Annotated in this window: 22 protein-coding genes and 1 tRNA gene; 8 read left to right on the top strand and 15 right to left on the bottom strand. The window is 64.0% G+C overall.

What is annotated here, in order from left to right; all coding sequences use genetic code 11:
- Positions 1-7 precede the first annotated feature (7 nt).
- Positions 8-1,162, top strand: coding sequence for a major royal jelly family protein (locus LOZ74_RS10720; protein ID WP_230291209.1), 1,155 nt, complete (start codon positions 8-10; stop codon positions 1,160-1,162).
- Positions 1,159-1,497, top strand: coding sequence for a putative quinol monooxygenase (locus tag LOZ74_RS10725; protein WP_230291210.1), 339 nt, complete (start codon positions 1,159-1,161; stop codon positions 1,495-1,497). Before LOZ74_RS10720 ends, LOZ74_RS10725 begins: the two co-directional genes overlap by 4 nt.
- 27 nt (positions 1,498-1,524) lie before the next feature.
- Here LOZ74_RS10725 and LOZ74_RS10730 read toward each other — a convergent pair whose 3' ends face one another.
- Genes LOZ74_RS10730 through LOZ74_RS10765 form a run of 8 tightly spaced genes read right to left on the bottom strand, consistent with a single transcriptional unit; the run spans position 1,525 to position 6,894 of the window.
- Positions 1,525-3,237, bottom strand: a complete 1,713-nt coding sequence (locus LOZ74_RS10730) for a thiamine pyrophosphate-dependent enzyme (protein ID WP_230291211.1) — start codon at positions 3,235-3,237, stop codon at positions 1,525-1,527.
- 25 nt (positions 3,238-3,262) lie between these two features.
- Positions 3,263-3,607, bottom strand: coding sequence for a carboxymuconolactone decarboxylase family protein (locus tag LOZ74_RS10735; RefSeq protein ID WP_230291212.1), 345 nt, complete (start codon positions 3,605-3,607; stop codon positions 3,263-3,265).
- 19 nt (positions 3,608-3,626) lie between these two features.
- Positions 3,627-4,673, bottom strand: a complete 1,047-nt coding sequence (locus LOZ74_RS10740) for a HoxN/HupN/NixA family nickel/cobalt transporter (protein ID WP_230291213.1) — start codon at positions 4,671-4,673, stop codon at positions 3,627-3,629.
- Positions 4,670-5,116 (bottom strand): DUF302 domain-containing protein, encoded by a 447-nt coding sequence (locus tag LOZ74_RS10745; protein WP_230291214.1) that lies wholly within the window; start codon positions 5,114-5,116, stop codon positions 4,670-4,672. Before LOZ74_RS10745 ends, LOZ74_RS10740 begins: the two co-directional genes overlap by 4 nt.
- Before the next feature lie 2 nt (positions 5,117-5,118).
- Entirely contained in the window at positions 5,119-5,475 is a 357-nt protein-coding gene (locus LOZ74_RS10750) for an SH3-like domain-containing protein (RefSeq protein ID WP_230291215.1), read from the bottom strand.
- The gene (gene nthA, locus LOZ74_RS10755) at positions 5,475-6,137 is read right to left on the bottom strand and encodes a nitrile hydratase subunit alpha (protein ID WP_230291216.1); all 663 of its coding nucleotides are present in this window, start codon (positions 6,135-6,137) and stop codon (positions 5,475-5,477) included. Before nthA ends, LOZ74_RS10750 begins: the two co-directional genes overlap by 1 nt.
- The gene (locus LOZ74_RS10760; RefSeq protein ID WP_230291217.1) at positions 6,134-6,460 is read right to left on the bottom strand and encodes an SH3-like domain-containing protein; all 327 of its coding nucleotides are present in this window, start codon (positions 6,458-6,460) and stop codon (positions 6,134-6,136) included. The genes nthA and LOZ74_RS10760 overlap by 4 nt, the downstream gene beginning before the upstream one ends.
- Positions 6,457-6,894, bottom strand: a complete 438-nt coding sequence (locus LOZ74_RS10765; RefSeq protein ID WP_230291218.1) for a hypothetical protein — start codon at positions 6,892-6,894, stop codon at positions 6,457-6,459. The genes LOZ74_RS10760 and LOZ74_RS10765 overlap by 4 nt, the downstream gene beginning before the upstream one ends.
- A 246-nt stretch (positions 6,895-7,140) precedes the next feature.
- On the opposite strand from LOZ74_RS10765, the gene LOZ74_RS10770 reads away from it, so the two are divergent.
- A complete protein-coding gene (locus tag LOZ74_RS10770) occupies positions 7,141-7,935 on the top strand; it encodes an SDR family oxidoreductase (protein WP_230291219.1) in 795 nt (264 codons plus the stop codon).
- A 36-nt stretch (positions 7,936-7,971) separates the two neighbouring features.
- Positions 7,972-8,736 (top strand): SDR family oxidoreductase, encoded by a 765-nt coding sequence (locus LOZ74_RS10775; protein ID WP_230291220.1) that lies wholly within the window; start codon positions 7,972-7,974, stop codon positions 8,734-8,736.
- Positions 8,737-8,793: 57 nt separating this feature from the next.
- On the opposite strand, the gene LOZ74_RS10780 is transcribed toward LOZ74_RS10775, so the two are convergent.
- Positions 8,794-9,423, bottom strand: a complete 630-nt coding sequence (locus LOZ74_RS10780) for a response regulator transcription factor (RefSeq protein WP_230291221.1) — start codon at positions 9,421-9,423, stop codon at positions 8,794-8,796.
- Positions 9,424-9,606: 183 nt separating this feature from the next.
- On the opposite strand from LOZ74_RS10780, the gene LOZ74_RS10785 reads away from it, so the two are divergent.
- The 3 genes from LOZ74_RS10785 to LOZ74_RS10795 all read left to right on the top strand — a co-directional run bounded on the left by LOZ74_RS10785 (position 9,607) and on the right by LOZ74_RS10795 (position 14,166).
- Positions 9,607-10,344 (top strand): sensor histidine kinase KdpD, encoded by a 738-nt coding sequence (locus LOZ74_RS10785; RefSeq protein WP_230291222.1) that lies wholly within the window; start codon positions 9,607-9,609, stop codon positions 10,342-10,344.
- A 50-nt stretch (positions 10,345-10,394) separates the two neighbouring features.
- The gene (locus LOZ74_RS10790; RefSeq protein WP_230291223.1) at positions 10,395-13,418 is read left to right on the top strand and encodes a triple tyrosine motif-containing protein; all 3,024 of its coding nucleotides are present in this window, start codon (positions 10,395-10,397) and stop codon (positions 13,416-13,418) included.
- A gap of 160 nt (positions 13,419-13,578) precedes the next feature.
- Positions 13,579-14,166: a sensor histidine kinase gene (locus LOZ74_RS10795; protein WP_230291224.1), complete on the top strand. Its 588-nt coding sequence runs from the start codon at positions 13,579-13,581 to the stop codon at positions 14,164-14,166.
- A gap of 233 nt (positions 14,167-14,399) precedes the next feature.
- Here LOZ74_RS10795 and LOZ74_RS10800 read toward each other — a convergent pair whose 3' ends face one another.
- The gene (locus tag LOZ74_RS10800; RefSeq protein ID WP_230291225.1) at positions 14,400-15,146 is read right to left on the bottom strand and encodes an SDR family oxidoreductase; all 747 of its coding nucleotides are present in this window, start codon (positions 15,144-15,146) and stop codon (positions 14,400-14,402) included.
- A gap of 29 nt (positions 15,147-15,175) precedes the next feature.
- The gene (locus LOZ74_RS10805; protein WP_230291226.1) at positions 15,176-15,505 is read right to left on the bottom strand and encodes a nuclear transport factor 2 family protein; all 330 of its coding nucleotides are present in this window, start codon (positions 15,503-15,505) and stop codon (positions 15,176-15,178) included.
- A gap of 135 nt (positions 15,506-15,640) precedes the next feature.
- On the opposite strand from LOZ74_RS10805, the gene LOZ74_RS10810 reads away from it, so the two are divergent.
- Positions 15,641-16,537, top strand: a complete 897-nt coding sequence (locus LOZ74_RS10810) for a LysR family transcriptional regulator (RefSeq protein ID WP_230291227.1) — start codon at positions 15,641-15,643, stop codon at positions 16,535-16,537.
- Positions 16,538-16,573: 36 nt separating this feature from the next.
- On the opposite strand, the gene LOZ74_RS10815 is transcribed toward LOZ74_RS10810, so the two are convergent.
- From LOZ74_RS10815 to grxC, 4 genes are all read right to left on the bottom strand, one after another.
- Positions 16,574-16,650, bottom strand: a tRNA-Arg gene (locus LOZ74_RS10815).
- 64 nt (positions 16,651-16,714) lie between these two features.
- A complete protein-coding gene (locus LOZ74_RS10820) occupies positions 16,715-17,227 on the bottom strand; it encodes a DUF1178 family protein (protein ID WP_230291228.1) in 513 nt (170 codons plus the stop codon).
- A gap of 8 nt (positions 17,228-17,235) precedes the next feature.
- The gene (locus LOZ74_RS10825; protein WP_230291229.1) at positions 17,236-18,066 is read right to left on the bottom strand and encodes a carbon-nitrogen hydrolase family protein; all 831 of its coding nucleotides are present in this window, start codon (positions 18,064-18,066) and stop codon (positions 17,236-17,238) included.
- A 6-nt stretch (positions 18,067-18,072) separates the two neighbouring features.
- A complete protein-coding gene (grxC, locus tag LOZ74_RS10830; RefSeq protein WP_230291230.1) occupies positions 18,073-18,348 on the bottom strand; it encodes a glutaredoxin 3 in 276 nt (91 codons plus the stop codon).
- Positions 18,349-18,527: the final 179 nt, after the last annotated feature.

Below are 18,527 nucleotides of genomic sequence, written 5' to 3' on the forward strand. Positions count from 1 at the left end.
AATCCTTGTGATCCGTTCCATATTTCTCGCGGCCATGCTGGCAGGCACGGCCATCACCGCGCCGGCGAGCGCCGGCAATCCGGCGCAAGAGCCCGTCGAAGTCGTTGCCGACCTGCCCGGTGCCATGCCGACCGGCGTGACCGTCGCTCCGGGCGGGCGCATCTTTCTGAACTATCCGCAATGGGGCGACGATCCCCCCTTTGCATTGGGCGAATTGCGGGACGGTTCGGTGCATGCCTATCCCGATGCCGCGATGAACCGGAACGGGACCGACGATCCCGCCGCGCATTTCGTCAGCGTGCAGAGCGTGGTCGCCGATGGCGCGAACCGCCTGTGGGTGCTCGACACCGGCGCGCCGGGATTTGCCGCGCCGGTCAGTGGCGGCGCCAAGCTGGTCGCGATCGATCTGGCCAGCGACAAGGTCGTGCGCACCATTGTTCTGGGGCCGGATGTCGTATTGCCGACCACCTATCTCAACGATGTCCGCTTCGATCTTGAAAAAGGCGAAGGCGGCTATGCCTATATTACCGACAGTTCGATCAAGGGGCCCGGCGGGCTGATCGTCGTCGATCTTGCCAGCGGCAGGGCGCTGCGCCGCATCTCGGGCCATCCCAGCACCATGCCGGACCCCGGTTTCACCCCCTTGGTCGAGGGTTCGCCCCTGCTGAACCGTCCGGCACAGGGCGCGCCCTCGCCATGGCTGGTCGCGACTGACGGAATCGCCATCTCGCCGGACGGTAAGACATTGTATTACTGCGCCTTGTCCAGCCGCCACTTTTATGCGGTCCCCACGGCCCTGCTGCGCGATCCGGCGGTCGACGACGCGACGATAGCCGCGCATATCCGCGATCTTGGTCCGAAAGCACCGTCCGACGGGCTGGCCGAGGATAATGCGGGCAATATCTATGCCGGCGATTACGAGAACGGCACGATCCGGCGTTTCGCCGCTGGTTCGTGGCAGACCATCGCCAGCGACCCGCGGATTCTGTGGCCCGATACGCTATCGGTGGGTGACGACGGCTGGCTCTATTTCACGGCGAACCAGCTTTATCGCCAGCCCGGCTTCCATCATGGCACCGACCTGCGCCAGCCACCGTATCAGTTGCTGCGCGTCCATATCGGCCATGGTCCCGTCCTGCTGACGCGCGGAGGCCGGCCATGAACGCGAACGGGGAAAACGCAGGCGAATGCGAAATCTGCCTGGTTGCACGGCTGGTGCCCAAAACGGGGCAGGCAGCGGCGCTGGCCGATGCGGTGCTCTCGATCGTGGACGACGTCCTCCAGGAGGATGGATGCATCGCCTATATCCCGCATGTCGCAAAGGGCGGAACCGGCGGCACGGGCGCAACGGGCGAAGTGATCATGTACGAAGTCTGGGCAAATCAGGCGACACTCGATGCCCATGCCGCTGGTCCCAATCTGGGCAGGCTTGTCATACGGTTCGATGAACTGCTTGCCGAACCGCTACAACTGGAGGTTCTGCAGCGGATTGGCTGAACGCGAAACAGGGGGCTTGACCGCCCCCTATTTCACTGCCCCTTTCACCAGCTCGTACACGTCGCCGCCGCGCCCTGACAATACCGCCTTAGCGGAATAGAGCGCCGTTCCCAACACCTGCTTGGCCTCGACCTTGGGCGGCATCACCAGTTCGAACCGGTCGGTGACCACATCCAGCAAGGCAGGTCCCGGTTCGGCGAGCCACTGGCGTACGGCTTCTTCCAGATCGCTGCTTCGCTCGACCCGCCTGCCCCACAGGCCCATCGCTTGCGCGACATGGGCGAAATCGGGGTTCTTCAGATCGGTATAGCTGTCGAGCAACCCCTCGACCTTCTGCTCAAGTTCGACAAAGCCCAGCGAGCTATTGTCATAGACGCAGATCTTGACCGCCAGATCTTCCTGCACCGCCGTCAGGAGATCGCCCAGCAACATGGCCAGACCGCCATCGCCCGAAAGCGAGATGACCTGCCGGTCGGGGAATGCCGCCTTCGCGCCCAGCGCTTGCGGCATGGCATTGGCCATGGTCCCGTGCGTCAGCGATACCACCGTCCGGTTCGCGCCGGTCGCGGGTACATGGCGCAGCACCCACACCATCGGAGAGCCGCCATCGGCGGCATAGACCGCATCGCGATCCGCATGCCGCGCAATGGTTTCGGTCAGGAATTGCGGGTGGATGGCCCGGCTGTCGTCGGCCACGGCATGCCTGCGCTGCGCGGCCAGCGCGTCGCGGTGATGGCCCAGGCATTCGTCCAGAAATTCGCGGTCGCTACGCACGGCAAGGCGAGGCAGCAGGGCATCGAGCGTATCGCCGATGTCTCCCGCAACGCCCAGGGATACCGGATGGCGGCGGCCGATATGGCTTGCGTCAATATCGATCTGCACGATTGTCGCATCGTCAGGATAGAATTGCCGCCACGCGAAATCGCAGCCAAGCAACAGCAGCGTGTCGCAAGCGGTCAGCGCGTGATAGCCGGCTTCGGAACCGAATACCCCCGTCATGCCGACCAGAAACGGATTGTCGTGTTCAAGGAAATCCTTGGCACGCGACGTGTGCGCGACCGGTGCCTTCAACGCATCGGCCAGCGCGATCACCCTGTCATGCGCGCCCTCGCACCCCGATCCGCCATAGATCGCGATCCTGTCGCCCCCCGCCAGCAAGCGGGCAATCGCGTCGAGTTCGTCTTCGGCGGGCCGTATGACCGGACGGGACCGGTGGACGGCGAAAGGCGGCTGGTCGGGGGCCGTCGCGGCGGAAATATCGGCGGGCACGATCAATACTGCAACGCCGCGCTTTGCCAGCGCGGCCTGCGCGGCCATGGCTGTCATCCGGCGGGCCTGAGCAGGCGTGCGGATCTCCTCGCAAAAGACGCTGCACGCGCCATAGACCTGCCGGTAATCGACTTCTTGCGGAAAGTCGAAACCCAGCTCGTCGCGCACGATCTGGCTGGCGATCAGCACCACAGGCGCGCGGTTGCGATGGCTTTCGAACAGGCCATTGATGAAATGGAGGCTGCCCGGACCGCATGATCCGGCGCAAGCGGCCAGCTCGCCGGTCAGCATCGCATCCGCGCCTGCCGCGAAACCGCCCGCTTCCTCGTGTCGCACATGAACCCAGCGGATGCCGCTGCGCCGGATGGAATCGGTCACATGGTTCAACGTATCGCCCGGCACGCCATAGCAGCGGCGTACGCCCGCCGCGCCCAGCGTTTCAACGATAATATCGGCAACAGTTCGCGTCATCGGCCTTCTCCGTTACGGGCTTCAATCAATCCTCAAGCGCGGCGAACGCGTCCATCGCGCGCGTCGAATAAACCAGCGCCGCACCGGCATTGAGCGAGATCGCGACGCCAAGCGCTTCGGCGATTTCCACCTCGCTCGTCCCTTCGGCCAAGGCAGCCTTGGCATGGACGGTGATGCATCCGTCGCAGCGCAGGGTAACCGCGCAGGCCAGCGCGATCAGCTCGCGCGTTCTGGCGTCGAGGCGGGCCGTTTTGGCGCCCGCCCCGCCCAGCATCGCATAGCCGCGCGTCGTATCGGGCGTCAGCCTGCCCAGCCCGCCGACACCGGCGAGGATCTGGTCGCGATATCCGTTCCAATCGATCATGTGCATGATAAGAAATCCTTTTGTTTCAGGGATGAACGGCAGGCATGGCGCCCGCCCGACGGTAAAGTTGATGAGAGACCAGCCAGGCGAGTGCGAATGCGGCGATGATGCCAAAGCCCAGCAGGTTGAAACTGTCGCCGACCCTCTCCGCAGCCGCCGCCAGCGGGCCGCCAATCCCGAACAGGCGAATGGCCAGCAGGGCCAGTTCGACCCCGCCGATGAACAGCGCGACTGCAATCGACATGAGAGTGATCGTCATATTGTAATAGAGCTTGCGCAGCGGATCGATCGCCGCCCAGCGATAGGCGCCCGCCATGACCATGCCGTCCGCCGTATCGACCAGCGCCATGCCGCCCGCGAACAGCACGGGAAAGACCAGTATCGCATAGACCGGCAATCCGTCGCCCGCCTGCGATGCAGCCAGCCCGAACAGGGTAACCTCTGTCGCGGTGTCAAAGCCCAGACCGAACAGAAAGCCCAGCGGCGCCATTTGCCATGGGCGGTCGATGGCAGCGAACAGCGGGCGGAACAGGCGGGACAGCGGGCCCCGCCCCGCGAACATCAGGTCGAGCGCGCCGTCATCGACGGTGCCGCCCGCACGGTGCAAGCGCAAGGCCCCCAATGTTGCGTCGAGGATGACGAAGTTCATGCCCGCGACCAACAGCAGGAACAAGGCCGAAACAGCCATGCTGACCGTGCCGCCCGTGTCCTGCCATGCGCGGAATATGTCCAGCCTTTGCGCGGCTGTCGCCACCACCAGCGTCACCAGCAGGACCACGCTGGCATGGCCTGCGGCGAACCAGAAGCCTGTCGAAACGGGGTGCCGGTCCTGCCCCGCCAGCTTGCGGGTAACATTGTCGATCGCCGCGATATGATCCGCATCGACCGCATGGCGCAGTCCCAGCGCATAGACCACCACCGCTATCCCGATCAGCGCGGGACGGTCGTGAAACAGGGCCAGTGCCCAGCCCCAGCCCCCCAGATTGAGAAGCGCCAGCACAATGGCCAGCAAGGCCGCGCCGCGACGCCCCCGACGATCGCGGGGAATCATGGCTGCCAGCAGGCCCTTCATCCGGCCAAACCCGCTGCATGCGCTGTCAGGCCCGACAGCACTTCGGCCATCTGCCCCCAGACCGGATGCTCTGCGGAAAGACCGTAACGTCCGGCCAGCCACATCGGATCGGTATAGGCGATGAGAACGCGGTCATCCTGTTCGCACACCAGCAGCCGGAGCGGCAGGTCGATCGCCAGCAGCGGCGCAAGGCGCATGAGCGGAGTGCCCAGCGCCGGATTGCCGAAGATCACCACCATCGCAGGCCCCAGCGTCAGCCCCGCCTGCCGGGCGAGCGCGGCATGGTCGATCCGCGCAAAAGGCACGATGCCGCGCGCGTCCAGCGCCGCGTCCAGTCTTGCGCAGGTGACTGCCAAGGCCGCATCGCTGATGCGCGCGACCAGCCCCTCGGGCGCATCGCCGGCAAAGGGTGCGACGGCAGCGGAGAGTTCGTCGCCGGGCACGACTAATCCGCCACGTCCGTGCCGTCTGGCGGCTCGGCATCAGCGAAACGCGCCTCGACCTGCGCCATTTTTTCGGCCAGCTCGGTCGGGGTCAATATGCCCTTGGTGAACAATATATTGGCAAATGCGACGATCCAGCGCTCGTAATAAGGCAGCTTGCCGATCAGCGTCTCGCCCAGCGCTTCAACGCCCTTGCGCTTTTCCTCGGTGTTGATGATCTTTTTGAAGTCGAGCACATCGGCCAGCGCATGGCAGCGCTTTTCCCAAGGCAGCAGCTCGTGCTCCTCGCGTCCGACGCTGCCGGCTTCGAAACCGCCGATATCGTTCGGCAGGCGGCTGACGAAATCTCCGGTCGCCATCACGCCGCCTTCCGGTCTGTCGTGACGGGGATCACGCCGATCATCGCATCGCGGGTGACGATGGCGGCCAGATCGTCGCGCGACCAGCCCTCGGTTCCTTGCGGACGGCGCGGCAGGACCAGATAGCGGACGACCGCCGTGCTGTCGCTGACGCGGATTTCGACATCATCGGGAATATCGGTGCCGAATTCGGCCAGCACCTTGCGCGGTTCGCTGACCGCGCGGGCGCGATAGGGCTTCAGCTTGTACCAGTCGGGCGGAAGGCCCAGCACCGGACGCGGATAGCAGGAGCACAATGTGCATACGATCAGATTATGGACGGTCTCGGTATTCTCCAGCACGATCAGCTGGGTATCGTCGTAAAAGCTGATGCCCAGCTCCTCGCACCCCTTGCGGCCGTCGGCCAGCAGCCGGGCCTTGAACGCGGGATCGGTCCATGCGCGCGCCACGACCTGCGCACCCAGCGCAGGGGTACGCGAATCCAGCACCTCGATCTGGTGCCTGATGTCATTCGCACTGATAAGGCCCTTGGCAGTGAGCAATTCGCGCACCGCCGTTTCCATCACCTCGTAATAGCCGGGGACGTCGACCATCTCGATCGGCGTGTGATCGTGCCCGTGATTATGCGGGTGGTCGTGGCCATGGTCTTGCGGATTCGTCATTGGATGCGCTCCAGCCAGCTTTCGAAAATCTCGACATGCAGCTCGTCGCCCGGCGCGCCGGTATATTGCGGCCATAACCGGCCAAGCGGCAAAGCGACGCGGTAGTAGTGGCGTTTCGATCCGGCGTTGCGGCCAAAGCCCTCCTCCTCGTTGTCGATCATGGTCGGTTCGATGATCTTCACCACCGTGCCGCTATGGCCGCGCAGATAGAGGGGGACGCGGTAATGACCGATCGGCGCACGGTTCAGCACGCGCACCGCGTCGCCGACGGCAAATACCGGCGTCTCGTCCAGCGCGGGCAGGATCGTTTGCAGCGCGCTCACCGTCCTGCTCCCGCGAAATGGCGGGACAATGCGGCGCGCCCGGCTTCGGCAATTCCGGCATTGTCGGCGGCATGGTCCGATGCAACGCCGATCGCCCCCAACAGCACGTCTCCGCGATAGAGCGGCAGCGCAATGGGCAGGCCCTGATCCGCACAATGGCGGCATTCGGCCAGTTCGGGGGCATGCTCGCAGCCGACATTCTCTATGCCGAGGCACAGGGCGGCTGCCTGCCATGCCCTGTCGAACAGCAAGGCGCCCGCATTGCTGTCGTGGCTGGCGCCATTGGCATGGGCAAGCACCTGCGCCTGCGCATCGATCAGAACGATACATTGCGAATGCGGCCGGCCCGCGCGCGATGTCGCGGCGGACAGGGCGAAAGTGGCCGCCGCATGGCCAAGGCGGGGCGGAACGGGCTGTGCGGACAGGCTGAGCATGGCTTCCTCCGGTCGTGAATTGACAGGGGAAGGATGACCGGCGGGCCCGGCCGTCACCATTCAACGCAGTTATCGCGCACCGATACCTTGGTGTGGTGCCATCGCCGCCTGCACGGTCTCCGCCGTCGAAAGCCTTCCAAGGTCGTGACGGTCCCTACCAGAGTATGCCTGTTCACGCGGCGAGGCTCTGCGACGATCGACCTGCCATGCAGAACAGCCGGTTACGGCCAAATCAAGGAAGCAGAGATGACCATTTCCAAGGGCACGGCCCTGATCACGGGCGCATCCAGCGGGATCGGGGCAGTCTATGCCGACCGGCTCGCCCGGCGCGGATATGACCTGATCCTCGTCGCCCGCAATCTCGATCGCCTGCAACAGGTGGCCGCGCGTATATCGCTGGAAACGGGGCGGCCCGTCGAAACGCTGTCGGCCGACCTTGCCGATGGCGGCGATCTGTTCCGGATCGAACGGATCCTGCGCGAAAATTCCGACATCTCGATGCTGGTCAACAATGCAGGTTTCGGGGCGGTGGCGCCGCTGCTCGACAGCGATGTCGAAACCATGCAGCTGATGATCGACGTCAATGTCACCGCGCCGATGCGACTGGCCTATGCCGCCGCGCCGCAATTCGCCGGACGCGGAACGGGCGCGATTATCAATATCGCGTCGATTGTCGCGATCGCGCCCGAAATCCTCAACGGCGTCTATGGCGCAAGCAAGGCCTTCATCCTCACCCTGACTCAATCGATGGCGCACGAGCTGTCGCAAAAGGGCGTCAGGGTGCAGGCGGTTCTGCCCGGCGGAACCGCGACCGAATTCTGGGAAATCGCGGGCCATGGCGCTTATGCGTCCAGCCCGCTGGCCATGCCGGTCGAAACCATGGTCGATGCCGCCCTTGCGGGTTTCGACCAGGGTGAGACCGTGACCATTCCGCCGCTGCAGGACGGCGCGATGTGGGACGAGTTCGAGGCGCAGCGCCGCCTGATCTCCGCCAATCTCGCCCATGCGACTCCCGGCGCGCGCTATCTCGCCCGTGCCTGACACACGATCCCCCACGAAAAGAGCAGGAAATATCCCATGCAAATGACCGACAACACGATTTTCATTACCGGCGGCACATCGGGCATCGGCCGCGCCCTTGCCGAAGCATTCCACAGGCTGGGCAACCGCGTCATCGTCTCGGGCCGCAGGCAGACCCTGCTGGACGAGGTGACGCGTGCCAATCCGGGCATCGAAGCGATCCGGCTGGATATTGCCGATCCCGCCAGCATCGCCAGCGCGGCAGAAACCCTGATACGCGATTTTCCGGCATTGAACGTGCTGGTCAACAATGCCGGGATCATGCCGTTCGACGATCCTTCGGGCCCCATCGACGATGCAACCGCGCAGCAGATCGTCACGACCAATCTGCTGGGGCCGATCCGGATGACCTCTGCCTTGATCGAACATCTCAAGCGGCAGAAACGCGCGCATATCCTCTATAACAGCTCGGTGCTCGCCTATGTGCCTTTGGCGGGCAATGCCGTCTATTCCGCGACCAAGGCGGCGATCCACAGCTTTGCGCTCTCACAACGCTTCATGTTGCGCGACACCACGGTCGGGGTGCAGGAAATCGCCCCGCCATGGGTGAATACCGACCTGATCCACAAAAGCGACGATCCGCGCGCCATGCCGCTGGATGCCTTTATCGCGGAAATCATGACCAAGCTGGCCAGCGACGACGAGGAAATCGTGGTCGATGCGATCAAGGAAGTGCGCGCCAATCCGGGTGCTGGCGAACACGCGATGGTGAACGCGTTCAACGCCGATATGATCGCCAACCCCATTCCGGTCGCCGCCTGACGCACCGGCCCGATGAAAAGCGGTCGCCCGCGCATGGCAGGCGACCGCTTTAACCCGTCACAATTCGATGATCCCGCGGCGCAAGGCAATGGTCACAGCATGGGTGCGGTCACGCGCGTCAAGTTTTGACAATATGCTGCGCATATGGGTTTTCACCGTCTCCTCGCTCACGCCCAGAAGATGGGCGATCTGGCGGTTCGCATTGCCATTGGCCGCCAGCTTCAGCACCTGGCATTCGCGTCCGGTCAGCGCGTCTTCGATCGCGCCGATGGCGATGGCGCTGGCGATCTCGGGCTGGATGCGGCGCCGTCCGGCATGGACCTGCCGGATCGCATCGCCCAGTTCACGCCGCAGCCCGCTTTTCAGCAAGAAACCGCGCGCACCCGCGCGAAGGGCGCGCATCGCCTGTGCATCCCCGTCATAGGTCGTCAGCACGATGATCCGCGCTTCGGGAAATTCGCCGATGATCGCATCAATCGCATCCAGCCCGCCCATGACCGGCATTTGCACGTCGAGCAACAGGACATCGGGCAACAGCCTGCGATAGAGTTCCACCGCCTGCGCGCCGTTCTCGGCCTCACCCACCAGAGCCAGATCGGCATTGTTCTCGATATAATTCGTGATGCCGTCGCGCAGCATGGCGTGATCGTCGGCCACGACAATGCGGATCGGTCCTGCCCTGCCCACGCCCGTCTCGCTCCATCGTTACAAAGCTGGAAAAACTGCCCCCATCATAGGGCCTGTGCCGCAATACGCCTACCTAGATCGAGGGAGGCCCGCCCCGCTCCATCCGGGCTTTGATAGCGCGCAGCGGGATGCGACATTCATGGCCGAGCCGCGGATCGCAGCGACCGCTCCAAAGGACACTTCATGCCCCACAGCGAAATCGCCAACCGCGCCGCCCCCCATGCCCCGTCGGCGATCCAGTCGTCGGACAGCGTGACAATGTTCGGTTTCGTCGCCGCGCTGATCCAGCAGATCAGCGATCCCGTCTCGGCCCTTGCGGGAGAGGTCGAGGCGATTTGCAGCGCCGACCGGGACGATCCGCTGACCGAACAGGCACGCTGCGAAGCGTTCGCCCGCATCAGTTCGATCGCCGACAGGACCAGCGCCTATCTTGTGCAGGCGCAGACGATGCTGCGTGCGACCAACGAATGGAAGCCGCTGGAAATCGACGCGATGATCCGCGATGTCGCGATGCGCATTGCTGCCGCGCCTTTTGGAAGCGGGATCGAATTCACCCTGCGACTGCCGCCCGATATGCCGAAAATCGCGGCCAATCGTTCGCAAATCGACCGGTTGCTCTGGGAAGTGATGCGCAATGCCGCCGAGGCGATGGCCGATATTTCAGGTCGAAAGCTGCTGGTCGTCGAATGCGCGATCGTCGATGGCGAACTGGAAATCGCGGTCTCGGATCAGGGGCCGGGATGCGCCGATGCCGAGGCGATCTTTACCCTGTTCGCCTCGGGCAAGACCGGTCACGCCGGGATTGGGCTGAATATCGCGCGCGCGTTTGCCAATGCCAATGGCGGCCAGTTGCGGGCGCGACATGGCGGGAATGGTGGGAACGGCGGTTTGCGGGTGATCTTCACACTTCCGCTACACTGAACTAGCAAGAGCGGCCAGTCCGGGCACCGCGCGATAGGGGGGACATCAGCATGTATCGTCTTGCCGCCGTGGCGCTTGCGTTCGCGGCGATGCAGCCCGCAATCGCCGCCGGAACGCCAGCGGAGGCCGAAACCCGACCGCCCGAGCGCAATCTGGGCCAGCTTCGCCACACGCGCTGGACGGTGGAGGACGGCGCACCGCCGCTAATCCGCGGCATCACGCAGGACCGCGACGGCTTTATCTGGCTGGCGTCGTCCAACGGCCTTTTCCGGTTCGACGGCATCCGTTTCGATGCCATGCCCGTCTCTGGGCATGACGATCTGCCGCCCAATTTCTCAGCCGTCATCGGTCTGGCCGGCGGGGCGGTGCTTGCCGCCTATGACGACGGGGCGATGGTGCTGTACCGCAAGGGCCGGTTCCACCGCGTGCCGCCCATGCCCGACGCCGCGCCCGTCATCTATTTCCGACAGGGCGGAGACGGCACGATATGGGCAGTGCTTGCGCGCACCGACCGGCCGATCCTGCGTTATGGCAAAGGGGCGTGGACCGAACTGGGCGAAAAGGATGGCCTTCCCGCAGGCTGGCTGATCAATATTCACGCTACACATGGGGGTGACTTGTGGGTCACCACGCTCGATGCGGTCTATTCGCTGGCGGCAGGACAGCGCCGGTTCCGCCGGATCGCACCCGTCACCGGCCATGCCGCCGTGACCGAAGCCGGCGATGGCACGATCTGGCTGTCGGACGACCGCGGCACCCGCGCCATCATGCGCCGCGGCAGGCCGGTGCAAGAGGCAGCGACCTATGCGACACCGTCGTCGGTCCGCAATTTCTCGACGATGTTCGACGCACAGGGCCATTTATGGGGCGTCACCGGCAATGGCATGTTCCGGACGAGTCCTCAGGACAACCGGACCGAAATATTCACTGCCGCCCAAGGGCTTACCTCTGACCGGACGGGCAATCTCACGCTCGACCGCCAGGGTAACGGCTGGGTCGCGACCACGCTCGGGCTCGACCGGTTTTCGGCCACCAGCATCGTGCCGGAAAGCGGCATCGGCCCCTTTCCAACGTTCGGCTTCGTTCTGCATGGCGCGGTTGACGGCACCGTCTATCTGGGCAGCGGAAGCGGTGTGTGGCGCATCAGGCCGGGGCAGCCGCCCGAACCCGTCAACGGCACCGGAGGCACGGTCAAAGCCTTTTGCGACCGGCGCGACGGTGTGGTGCACATATTCGTTGACGACCGGCTGCTGCGCCTGTCCGCCGACGGCTTGCGCCGCGAGGAATGGCCGTTTGCCTCGCGTGCCAGCGTGCGCAATTGTGTCGTGGATCGCAACGGCACGCTTTTTGCCGGAGCGGGGTTTTCTGGACTATTCCGTCGCAACGCAGGGGGCTGGCAGGAACTGGCGCCATGGGGAGCGGACGATTCGATCGACCTGCTGTTCAAGGGTCCGAACGGATACGCCTATGGCACGCTTCAGTCCGGTCGGCTGGTCCGGTTCGATCGGGATGGCGACCGCGCTGTTACGCTGATGCGCCACGATGCTGGCGGCGAATTTGGCGCAGTGGCAGCGCATGATGGTGCGATCTATGCGTCCGTTCGCGGCGGATTGTACCGGATCGGTGCCGGAAAAGCCGCCTTTTTGTCACAGAAACGCGCATCGTGGCTGCGCGGCGTCAACGGGATCGTGCACACCGCTGGCGGGCAAAGCTGGATGATCGGGATGGAGGGGGTGGCCGGTCTCCCTACCCGCGATCTCGACCGTGCGTTCGACGATCCCGCCTTCGAGCCCCAGCCCAGATTGCTTGGGTTCGCACAGGGGTTGAGCAATTACGGCTATGTCGGCGCCGGCCCGGGCATGGTGCAAGGCGGCGACGGGCGTATCTGGATCCGCACATTAAGCGCCGTAGCATGGCTCGATCCATCCCGTCCCGTCCGCGATGCAGTTGCGCCGCCCGTTCGCATTACGGCGGCGCAATGGGCAAGCGGGCGGGTACGCGATCCGGACCGCATCACCCTTCCCGCCGGAACCGGCAGGCTGGCGATCGAATATACCGCGCTGGCCTTGTCCGCGCCGCGGCAGACGAATTTCCGATACCGTCTGGAGGGGTTGGACGAGGACTGGGTCGATGCCGGAACGCTGCGTCAGGCAAATTATGCCAATCTGGCTCCGGGCCATTACCGGTTCCGTGTCATTGCCAGAAATGCCGATGGCGTCTGGAACGAGGAAGGGGCAACGCTTGAAATCGACCTGCCCCCCGCCTTCATCCAGTCCGCCCTGTTCGCATGGCTGTGCGCGCTGGGCATCGTCCTGCTAGGCGTTCTGGCCTATCGCGTCCGGCTTGAACGGCTGAAGGAAGGTATCGGCAAGCGCTTCGCCGTGCAAATGGCAGAGCGCGAACGGATCGCGCGCGAATTGCACGATACGCTGCTGCAAGGGGTTCAGGGCCTGATGCTGCGATTGCAGGCCACGGCGGACCGGCTGCGACCGGACGAGGCCGCGCATCGCGAACTGGAACAGGCGCTGGTCCGGGCCGAAACGCTGGTGGTCGAAGCGCGCGACAAGGTGCGCAACCTGCGCGATCCGATGGCGGGATCGCTGTCCGATGCGCTGCAAGGCCGCGCCGACATGCTGCAACAGGCTGGCGGCCCTGCCATTTCTGTGTCCATCCATGGCACCGAAGCGCCCGTCCGCCCCGAAGTCATACCCGATCTGACCGCCATTGCCGAGGAAGCGCTGCGCAATGCCGTCACCCATGCAAAGGCATCGTCGGTCCATGTCCAGCTGACGTTCGGAGCAACACATCTGGACCTTTGCATAGCGGATGACGGCACGGGCATACCGCCGGAAGCGTTGCAAGCGCGCGCGGACAATCATTTCGGCCTGATCGGCATGCGCGAACGGGCGGCGCGCATCGGCGCGAAGCTGGAAATCGATAGCTCTGCGCTGGAAATCGATAGCTCTGCGCTGGGAACCGCAATCAGGGTGAAGCTGACGGCAAAGAAAGCCTATGCCGCGCCCTTGCCCTTTTGGCGCAGGTGGCCGGCACAGCGATTCCGGCCAGAAGCCTGAACGGGACGCATATCCCCAAGGGACGAGTGTAACCCCGACCAGAGTATGATTTCGCCGCAAGCCGAACGCGGGCACCGTCGAAAATGGAAGGGAGATTTCCGCCATGCCCGATTGCCAGCAAAGACCGTCGCTTGCCCAAAACAGGATCGCAAGGCGCCCGGTGTTCAATGCCGCTGCGTCAACGCAAGAGGCCGATCACCGGATCGCCAACAGCCTGCAACTGGTCGCGGCAATGCTGTCATCGCAAAGCCGGATGATCGGGGACCATGATGCACGCCACGCCTTGCAGCTTTCGGTCCAGCGCATTGCCGCCATTGGCGCGGTCCATCGTCTGCTCAGCCGGTCAGTCGACGGGATGACGGTGGACATCGGACAATATCTGATCGACCTGACCGAGGGATTGCGCGCCGGTCTGATCGATAACGGAATAGAACGCAGGATCGTGCTCGACACCATCCAGCGACCGGTTCCGCATGAGTTCGCCGCAGGATTGGGCGTTATCGTGGCAGAGCTGGTCGTCAATGCCTGCAAATATGCTTTCGCGCCCGATGAAGCAGGCGAGATCGAGATCGCATTCGCCGCATCGGCCGGCACCGGCGATGCATTTTCGTTGCGGGTCGCGGACAAGGGCGCGGGCCGTCCGCTCACCCCGCCTTCGACCGGTGTGGGAGGGCGCGTTCTGGAACTGATGTCGCGCAAGATCGGCGGCGAGGGAAGTTATGTGCCGTGCGAAACCGGCACTTCATAAGTTCTGACAGGTTCCTGCCCGCAAGGACGCTGACGGTACCTACCCGCCTCGCCCCCTACCAAAGCATATACCGGTCAGACCAGCGCACGGCTTTAGCAAGGCAACGCCCGGCAATAGGATCGGAAGCTGACCGGAGCGGCAACTCTCCGTCCCGATGCTGACCTGCCCCCTTCGATGTCAGCCGCCGCTCCGGTCACTTTTTTCGAGCAATATGTCAGACCGTCGGTGATCTGTCAGACCGTGGGCAATGTGCCGCCGTCGATGACAAATTCGGCCCCCGTGACGGAACCGGCCCTGTCGGACGCCAGAAAGGCGATCAGTCCGGCCACTTCCGCCGGGGTGGAAGGGCGGCCGATCGGAATGCCGCCCAGAGAATCCATCACCATCTGCCGCCCCTGCGCATGATCGACCCCGCTGGCATCTGCGATCCGCGCGACAAGCTCCATCGCCGATTCGGTTTCAATCCAGCCAGGGGAAACCTGCACCACGCGCACTCCCCGCGCGGCGACCTGTTTGGACAGGCTTTTGCTGTAATTCGCCAAGGCAGCCTTGGCCGCCGCATAGGCGGTGGTAGCATCGGGCAATGGCAGCCTGCTCTGGATCGAGGTGACGTGGATCACCACGCCCGACCCCTGCAATTCCATGTCCGGAACCAGCTCGCGGTCAAGCCGCACGGCAGGCATCAGGTTCAGGTCCAGCGCGCTTTGCCATGCATCGTCGTCAAGCACCCGGTAGCCGCCTGCCGGTGCGTTCGATCCGCCCAGCATGTGGACTAGGACGTCAACGCCCCCAAGATGTTTGCGCACGGCCCGCGCGACTGCCGCACAGCCATCGGCGCGGGTCAGATCGGCGGCGATGAACCGGTCTTCGGGCATATCCGGCGGCCTGGTGCGGGCGGTGGTCAGCACCGTGGCGCCCAGTTCCTTGAACAGGGCCAGCGTGGCCGCGCCCGCGCCGCGCGTTCCCGATGTTATCAGCACCCTCTTCCCCTTAAGCGTAAGGAAGGGGATCATGGCCTGATCTCCAGCGACGCAATGCGATCGTCGCGAAGTTCGAAAATATAGCGCAGATCGACCGGACTGCCCGGGAAATTGCCGACAAGATGGCTGGTGACGATGGTTCGCCCGCCGTCTTCGGCGATTGCGACGGGTTCGCTGGTATAGTCGAACCGGGTCGATGCATCCGCCATCCAGCGCCGGATCGCCTCGCGCCCTGTATGGCGCTTTCGCTCGTCGAGAACCTGTGCATCTTCGGTGAAGCCTTGCGCGATCCTGTCGGCATCGCCCGCCCGGTCTGCGGTGAAGAATGCCGCGATTGCCGCGGGAAGTTCGATAATCATGGCGATGGCCCTTTCTGCTGTCGCATGCACGGCAATGCGTCAAACATCCTGCCGTTGATGCCGACGGATTTAGGGCTTTGACTGGATCCCGATAAGCAGGATAAATCGGGATGTAGTGTTCAGGAATCGAGGATAATGCGAAACTATTCTCTGAACGATTTCGATGCCGTGATTGCAATCGGAAAGGCGGGATCGTTCCGCGCGGCGGCTCTCGATCTCGGCATGTCGACCAGCGCGCTCAGCAATGCGATCGCCAGGCTGGAACGGCAACTGGGTGTGCGCCTGTTCAACCGCACCACCCGCAGCGTTTCCCTGACCGATGCAGGCCGCCGTTTCGTCGGACAGGTGACCCCCGCCCTCAAGGATATACACGAGGCACTCGATACGGTGCGGTCCGAGCAGCAAGTGCCCAGCGGCACGCTGCGCATCAACACATTTGCCACTGCGGGGCGCGAAGTCATGGCGCCGCTCATCCTCACCCTGTTGCGCCGCTATCCCGAGATACGGATCGATCTGGTGACCGAAGGAAGGCTGGTGGATATCGTGGCCGATGGCTTCGACTTCGGTATCAGATCCGCCGGTCTGGTCCCTGCGGATATGATTGCGATCCCGCTGGGCCCGCCGCGCCGCCATGCCGTCGTGGCATCGCCCGGCTATCTTGACGGGCGCGACCGGCCCGCCACGCCTGCCGACTTGCCGGACCATGCCTGTGTGCGCACGCGCCTGCCGAATGGCGCGATGTTCCGCTGGCATTTCGCCAAGGACGGTGAGGATTTTCACATCGACGTGGACGGCCCGATCACCCTCGACGAAGCAAGCCTTGCGCGGATTGCGGTTCTCGATGCCATGGGTATCGGTTACTTCATGGAATCGGATGTTCGCGGCGACATCGCAGCCGGCCGACTGGTCCGCCTGCTGGAAGACTGGACCCCCGCCCTGGCGCCGCTGTGCCTTTATTACCCTAACCGCCGCAATCCACCCGCTGCGGCCAGGGCGCTTATCGATCTGGCAAGGCGCAATGCCAAGGCCTGATCGTCCGGGTGCGGTTTTGAGTAGGAGAGCGTGAACTGGTGCGCCCGACAGGATTCGAACCTGTGGCCCCCAGATTAGGAATCTGATGCTCTATCCTGCTGAGCTACGGGCGCGCCGCGGTTCGTTTACGGGCGGGCAGCTGAAATGGCAATCGGAAGTGGCACTTGCCGACGCAGTTTAGTTGACAGCGTCGGGCGGTGCGACGGGAAACGGCAAAGCGGCAATTTCAATGCCCTCTTCAATCAGCTGCTCGGCTTCCTCGATGCTGGTCTCGCCATGGATCGGCTGTGCCTCGCTCTCGCCATAATGCATCGAACGGGCTTCATCGGCGAATTTCCCGCCGACCCAGCGCGATTTTTCCAGCACCTTGCGCTGTATCTCGGCCATGGCGACCAGCGCCTTCTTCGCCTCGTCAGACAGGGGTGCCATGGTGGCGACGGCGGTTTCCTGCGGCTGTGCGTCCATCGGCACGGCTTTGGCAGAAGCGGATTGCGCGGGGCGCTTTTCGACCAGCTGGTTGCCCTTGCGCCCGACGGCAGGAGCCATCACGGCCTTTTCCACCTGACCCCCGCCGCATTGCGGGCACATCAACAGCCCGCCTTCGCGCTGATGTTCGAAATCGGCGGAGGAACGGAACCATCCTTCGAAACGGGTGCCATCCTCGCGGCAGTGAAGATCGAAAACAATCATGACAAATGTCACTTAGTGATTGCACGCCGGTTGGCAAGGCTGGGCAACTGGGCGCGCACGCTGGCGATCCGCGCAGAATCGATCTCGGCAAAACCCACACCTGCCCGATCGCCGCCCATGTCCAGCAATACTTCGCCCCACGGATCGACGACCAGCGAATGGCCATAGGTCTTGCGCCCGTCCTCATGCTCGCCGACCTGCGCGGCGGCGATGACATAAGCGCTCGCCTCGATTGCGCGGGCGCGTAGCAGCACGTGCCAATGCGCAGCGCCGGTGGGGCGGGTAAATGCGGCGGGGCAGGCGATCGCATCGCAACGCGCATCACCCAACGCGCCCCACAACGCGGGAAAGCGCATGTCGTAACAGACCGCAAGGCCAAGGCGCCCCAGCGGCGTTTCCGCCGTGACCACACGTTCGCCCGGCGCAAATCCGTTCGATTCGCGCCAGCTTTCACCGCTTGCTCCGTCGTCCAGATCGACGTCGAACATATGGATTTTGTCATAGCGCGCCGCGACCGCGCCTTCCGGCGATATCAACAGGGAGCGATTGGCCCAGCGGCCTTCCCCGTCATCGCGCCGCACGGCCAGAGAGCCGAGCGCGACCCAGATGCCGTGCACACGCGCCGCGCCAGCCACAGCTTTCAGCACCGGACTATCCGCTTCGCCGGTCACATGGGCCGCAGCGCGCTTGCGATTGCGGTCGAGCATTCCCGACATCTCGGGCGTAAACAGCATTTGCGCCCCGCCCGCCGCAGCCTCTTCGACCGCGTCAACAAGACGCGCCGCATTGGCCGCGGGGTCGATCCCGGTGTTCGCCTGATAGACCGCGATGCGAACCATCGCCTGTTAAAGTCCCAGCATCGGATCAAGCTTACCTTCGCGTTCCAACGCCGCCATGTCGTCGCTGCCGCCGATGGCCCGGTCGTCGATGAAAATCTGCGGCACCGTGCGCGCGCCGGGAGCGCGTTCAACCATCTCCGCGCGCTTGGCGCGGTCCATCGTCACGTCATATTCGGTAATTTCGACATTCTTCTGCCGCAGCAGCGCGATGGCGCGATGGCAATAGGGGCAACCGAACTGCGTATAGATCTCGACCTTGGGGGGCGTGGATTGACCGTTCACTCGAATATCCTTTTCCATGCGGGCGTTAACCGCTCTTTTATGGGCGTTGCACCCACTTGAATAGCGTCTCGCCCCTTCCCAGATAGCAATCGCGGACAGACATGCCGGTTCCGGATGTCCGACCGCTTCGTCTGGCAGGACAGGCCGATGCCCGTTTGCGGGGTTTGCCACTGTTTCCT

It is taken from the genome of Croceicoccus sp. Ery5 (assembly GCF_020985325.1).
In the GTDB taxonomy this organism is placed as follows: Bacteria; Pseudomonadota; Alphaproteobacteria; order Sphingomonadales; family Sphingomonadaceae; genus Croceicoccus.

Bases quoted from the DNA above. Each gene is read 5' to 3' on its own strand.
- LOZ74_RS10725 (WP_230291210.1), top strand. From the start codon at position 1,159: ATGAACGCGAACGGGGAAAACGCAGGCGAATGCGAAATCTGCCTGGTT.
- LOZ74_RS10730 (WP_230291211.1), bottom strand. From the start codon at position 3,237: ATGACGCGAACTGTTGCCGATATTATCGTTGAAACGCTGGGCGCGGCG.
- LOZ74_RS10735 (WP_230291212.1), bottom strand. From the start codon at position 3,607: ATGCACATGATCGATTGGAACGGATATCGCGACCAGATCCTCGCCGGT.
- LOZ74_RS10740 (WP_230291213.1), bottom strand. From the start codon at position 4,673: ATGAAGGGCCTGCTGGCAGCCATGATTCCCCGCGATCGTCGGGGGCGT.
- LOZ74_RS10750 (WP_230291215.1), bottom strand. From the start codon at position 5,475: ATGGCGACCGGAGATTTCGTCAGCCGCCTGCCGAACGATATCGGCGGT.
- nthA (WP_230291216.1), bottom strand. From the start codon at position 6,137: ATGACGAATCCGCAAGACCATGGCCACGACCACCCGCATAATCACGGG.
- LOZ74_RS10765 (WP_230291218.1), bottom strand. From the start codon at position 6,894: ATGCTCAGCCTGTCCGCACAGCCCGTTCCGCCCCGCCTTGGCCATGCG.
- LOZ74_RS10770 (WP_230291219.1), top strand. From the start codon at position 7,141: ATGACCATTTCCAAGGGCACGGCCCTGATCACGGGCGCATCCAGCGGG.
- LOZ74_RS10775 (WP_230291220.1), top strand. From the start codon at position 7,972: ATGCAAATGACCGACAACACGATTTTCATTACCGGCGGCACATCGGGC.
- LOZ74_RS10785 (WP_230291222.1), top strand. From the start codon at position 9,607: ATGCCCCACAGCGAAATCGCCAACCGCGCCGCCCCCCATGCCCCGTCG.
- LOZ74_RS10790 (WP_230291223.1), top strand. From the start codon at position 10,395: ATGTATCGTCTTGCCGCCGTGGCGCTTGCGTTCGCGGCGATGCAGCCC.
- LOZ74_RS10805 (WP_230291226.1), bottom strand. From the start codon at position 15,505: ATGATTATCGAACTTCCCGCGGCAATCGCGGCATTCTTCACCGCAGAC.
- LOZ74_RS10810 (WP_230291227.1), top strand. From the start codon at position 15,641: ATGCGAAACTATTCTCTGAACGATTTCGATGCCGTGATTGCAATCGGA.
- LOZ74_RS10820 (WP_230291228.1), bottom strand. From the start codon at position 17,227: ATGATTGTTTTCGATCTTCACTGCCGCGAGGATGGCACCCGTTTCGAA.
- LOZ74_RS10825 (WP_230291229.1), bottom strand. From the start codon at position 18,066: ATGGTTCGCATCGCGGTCTATCAGGCGAACACCGGGATCGACCCCGCG.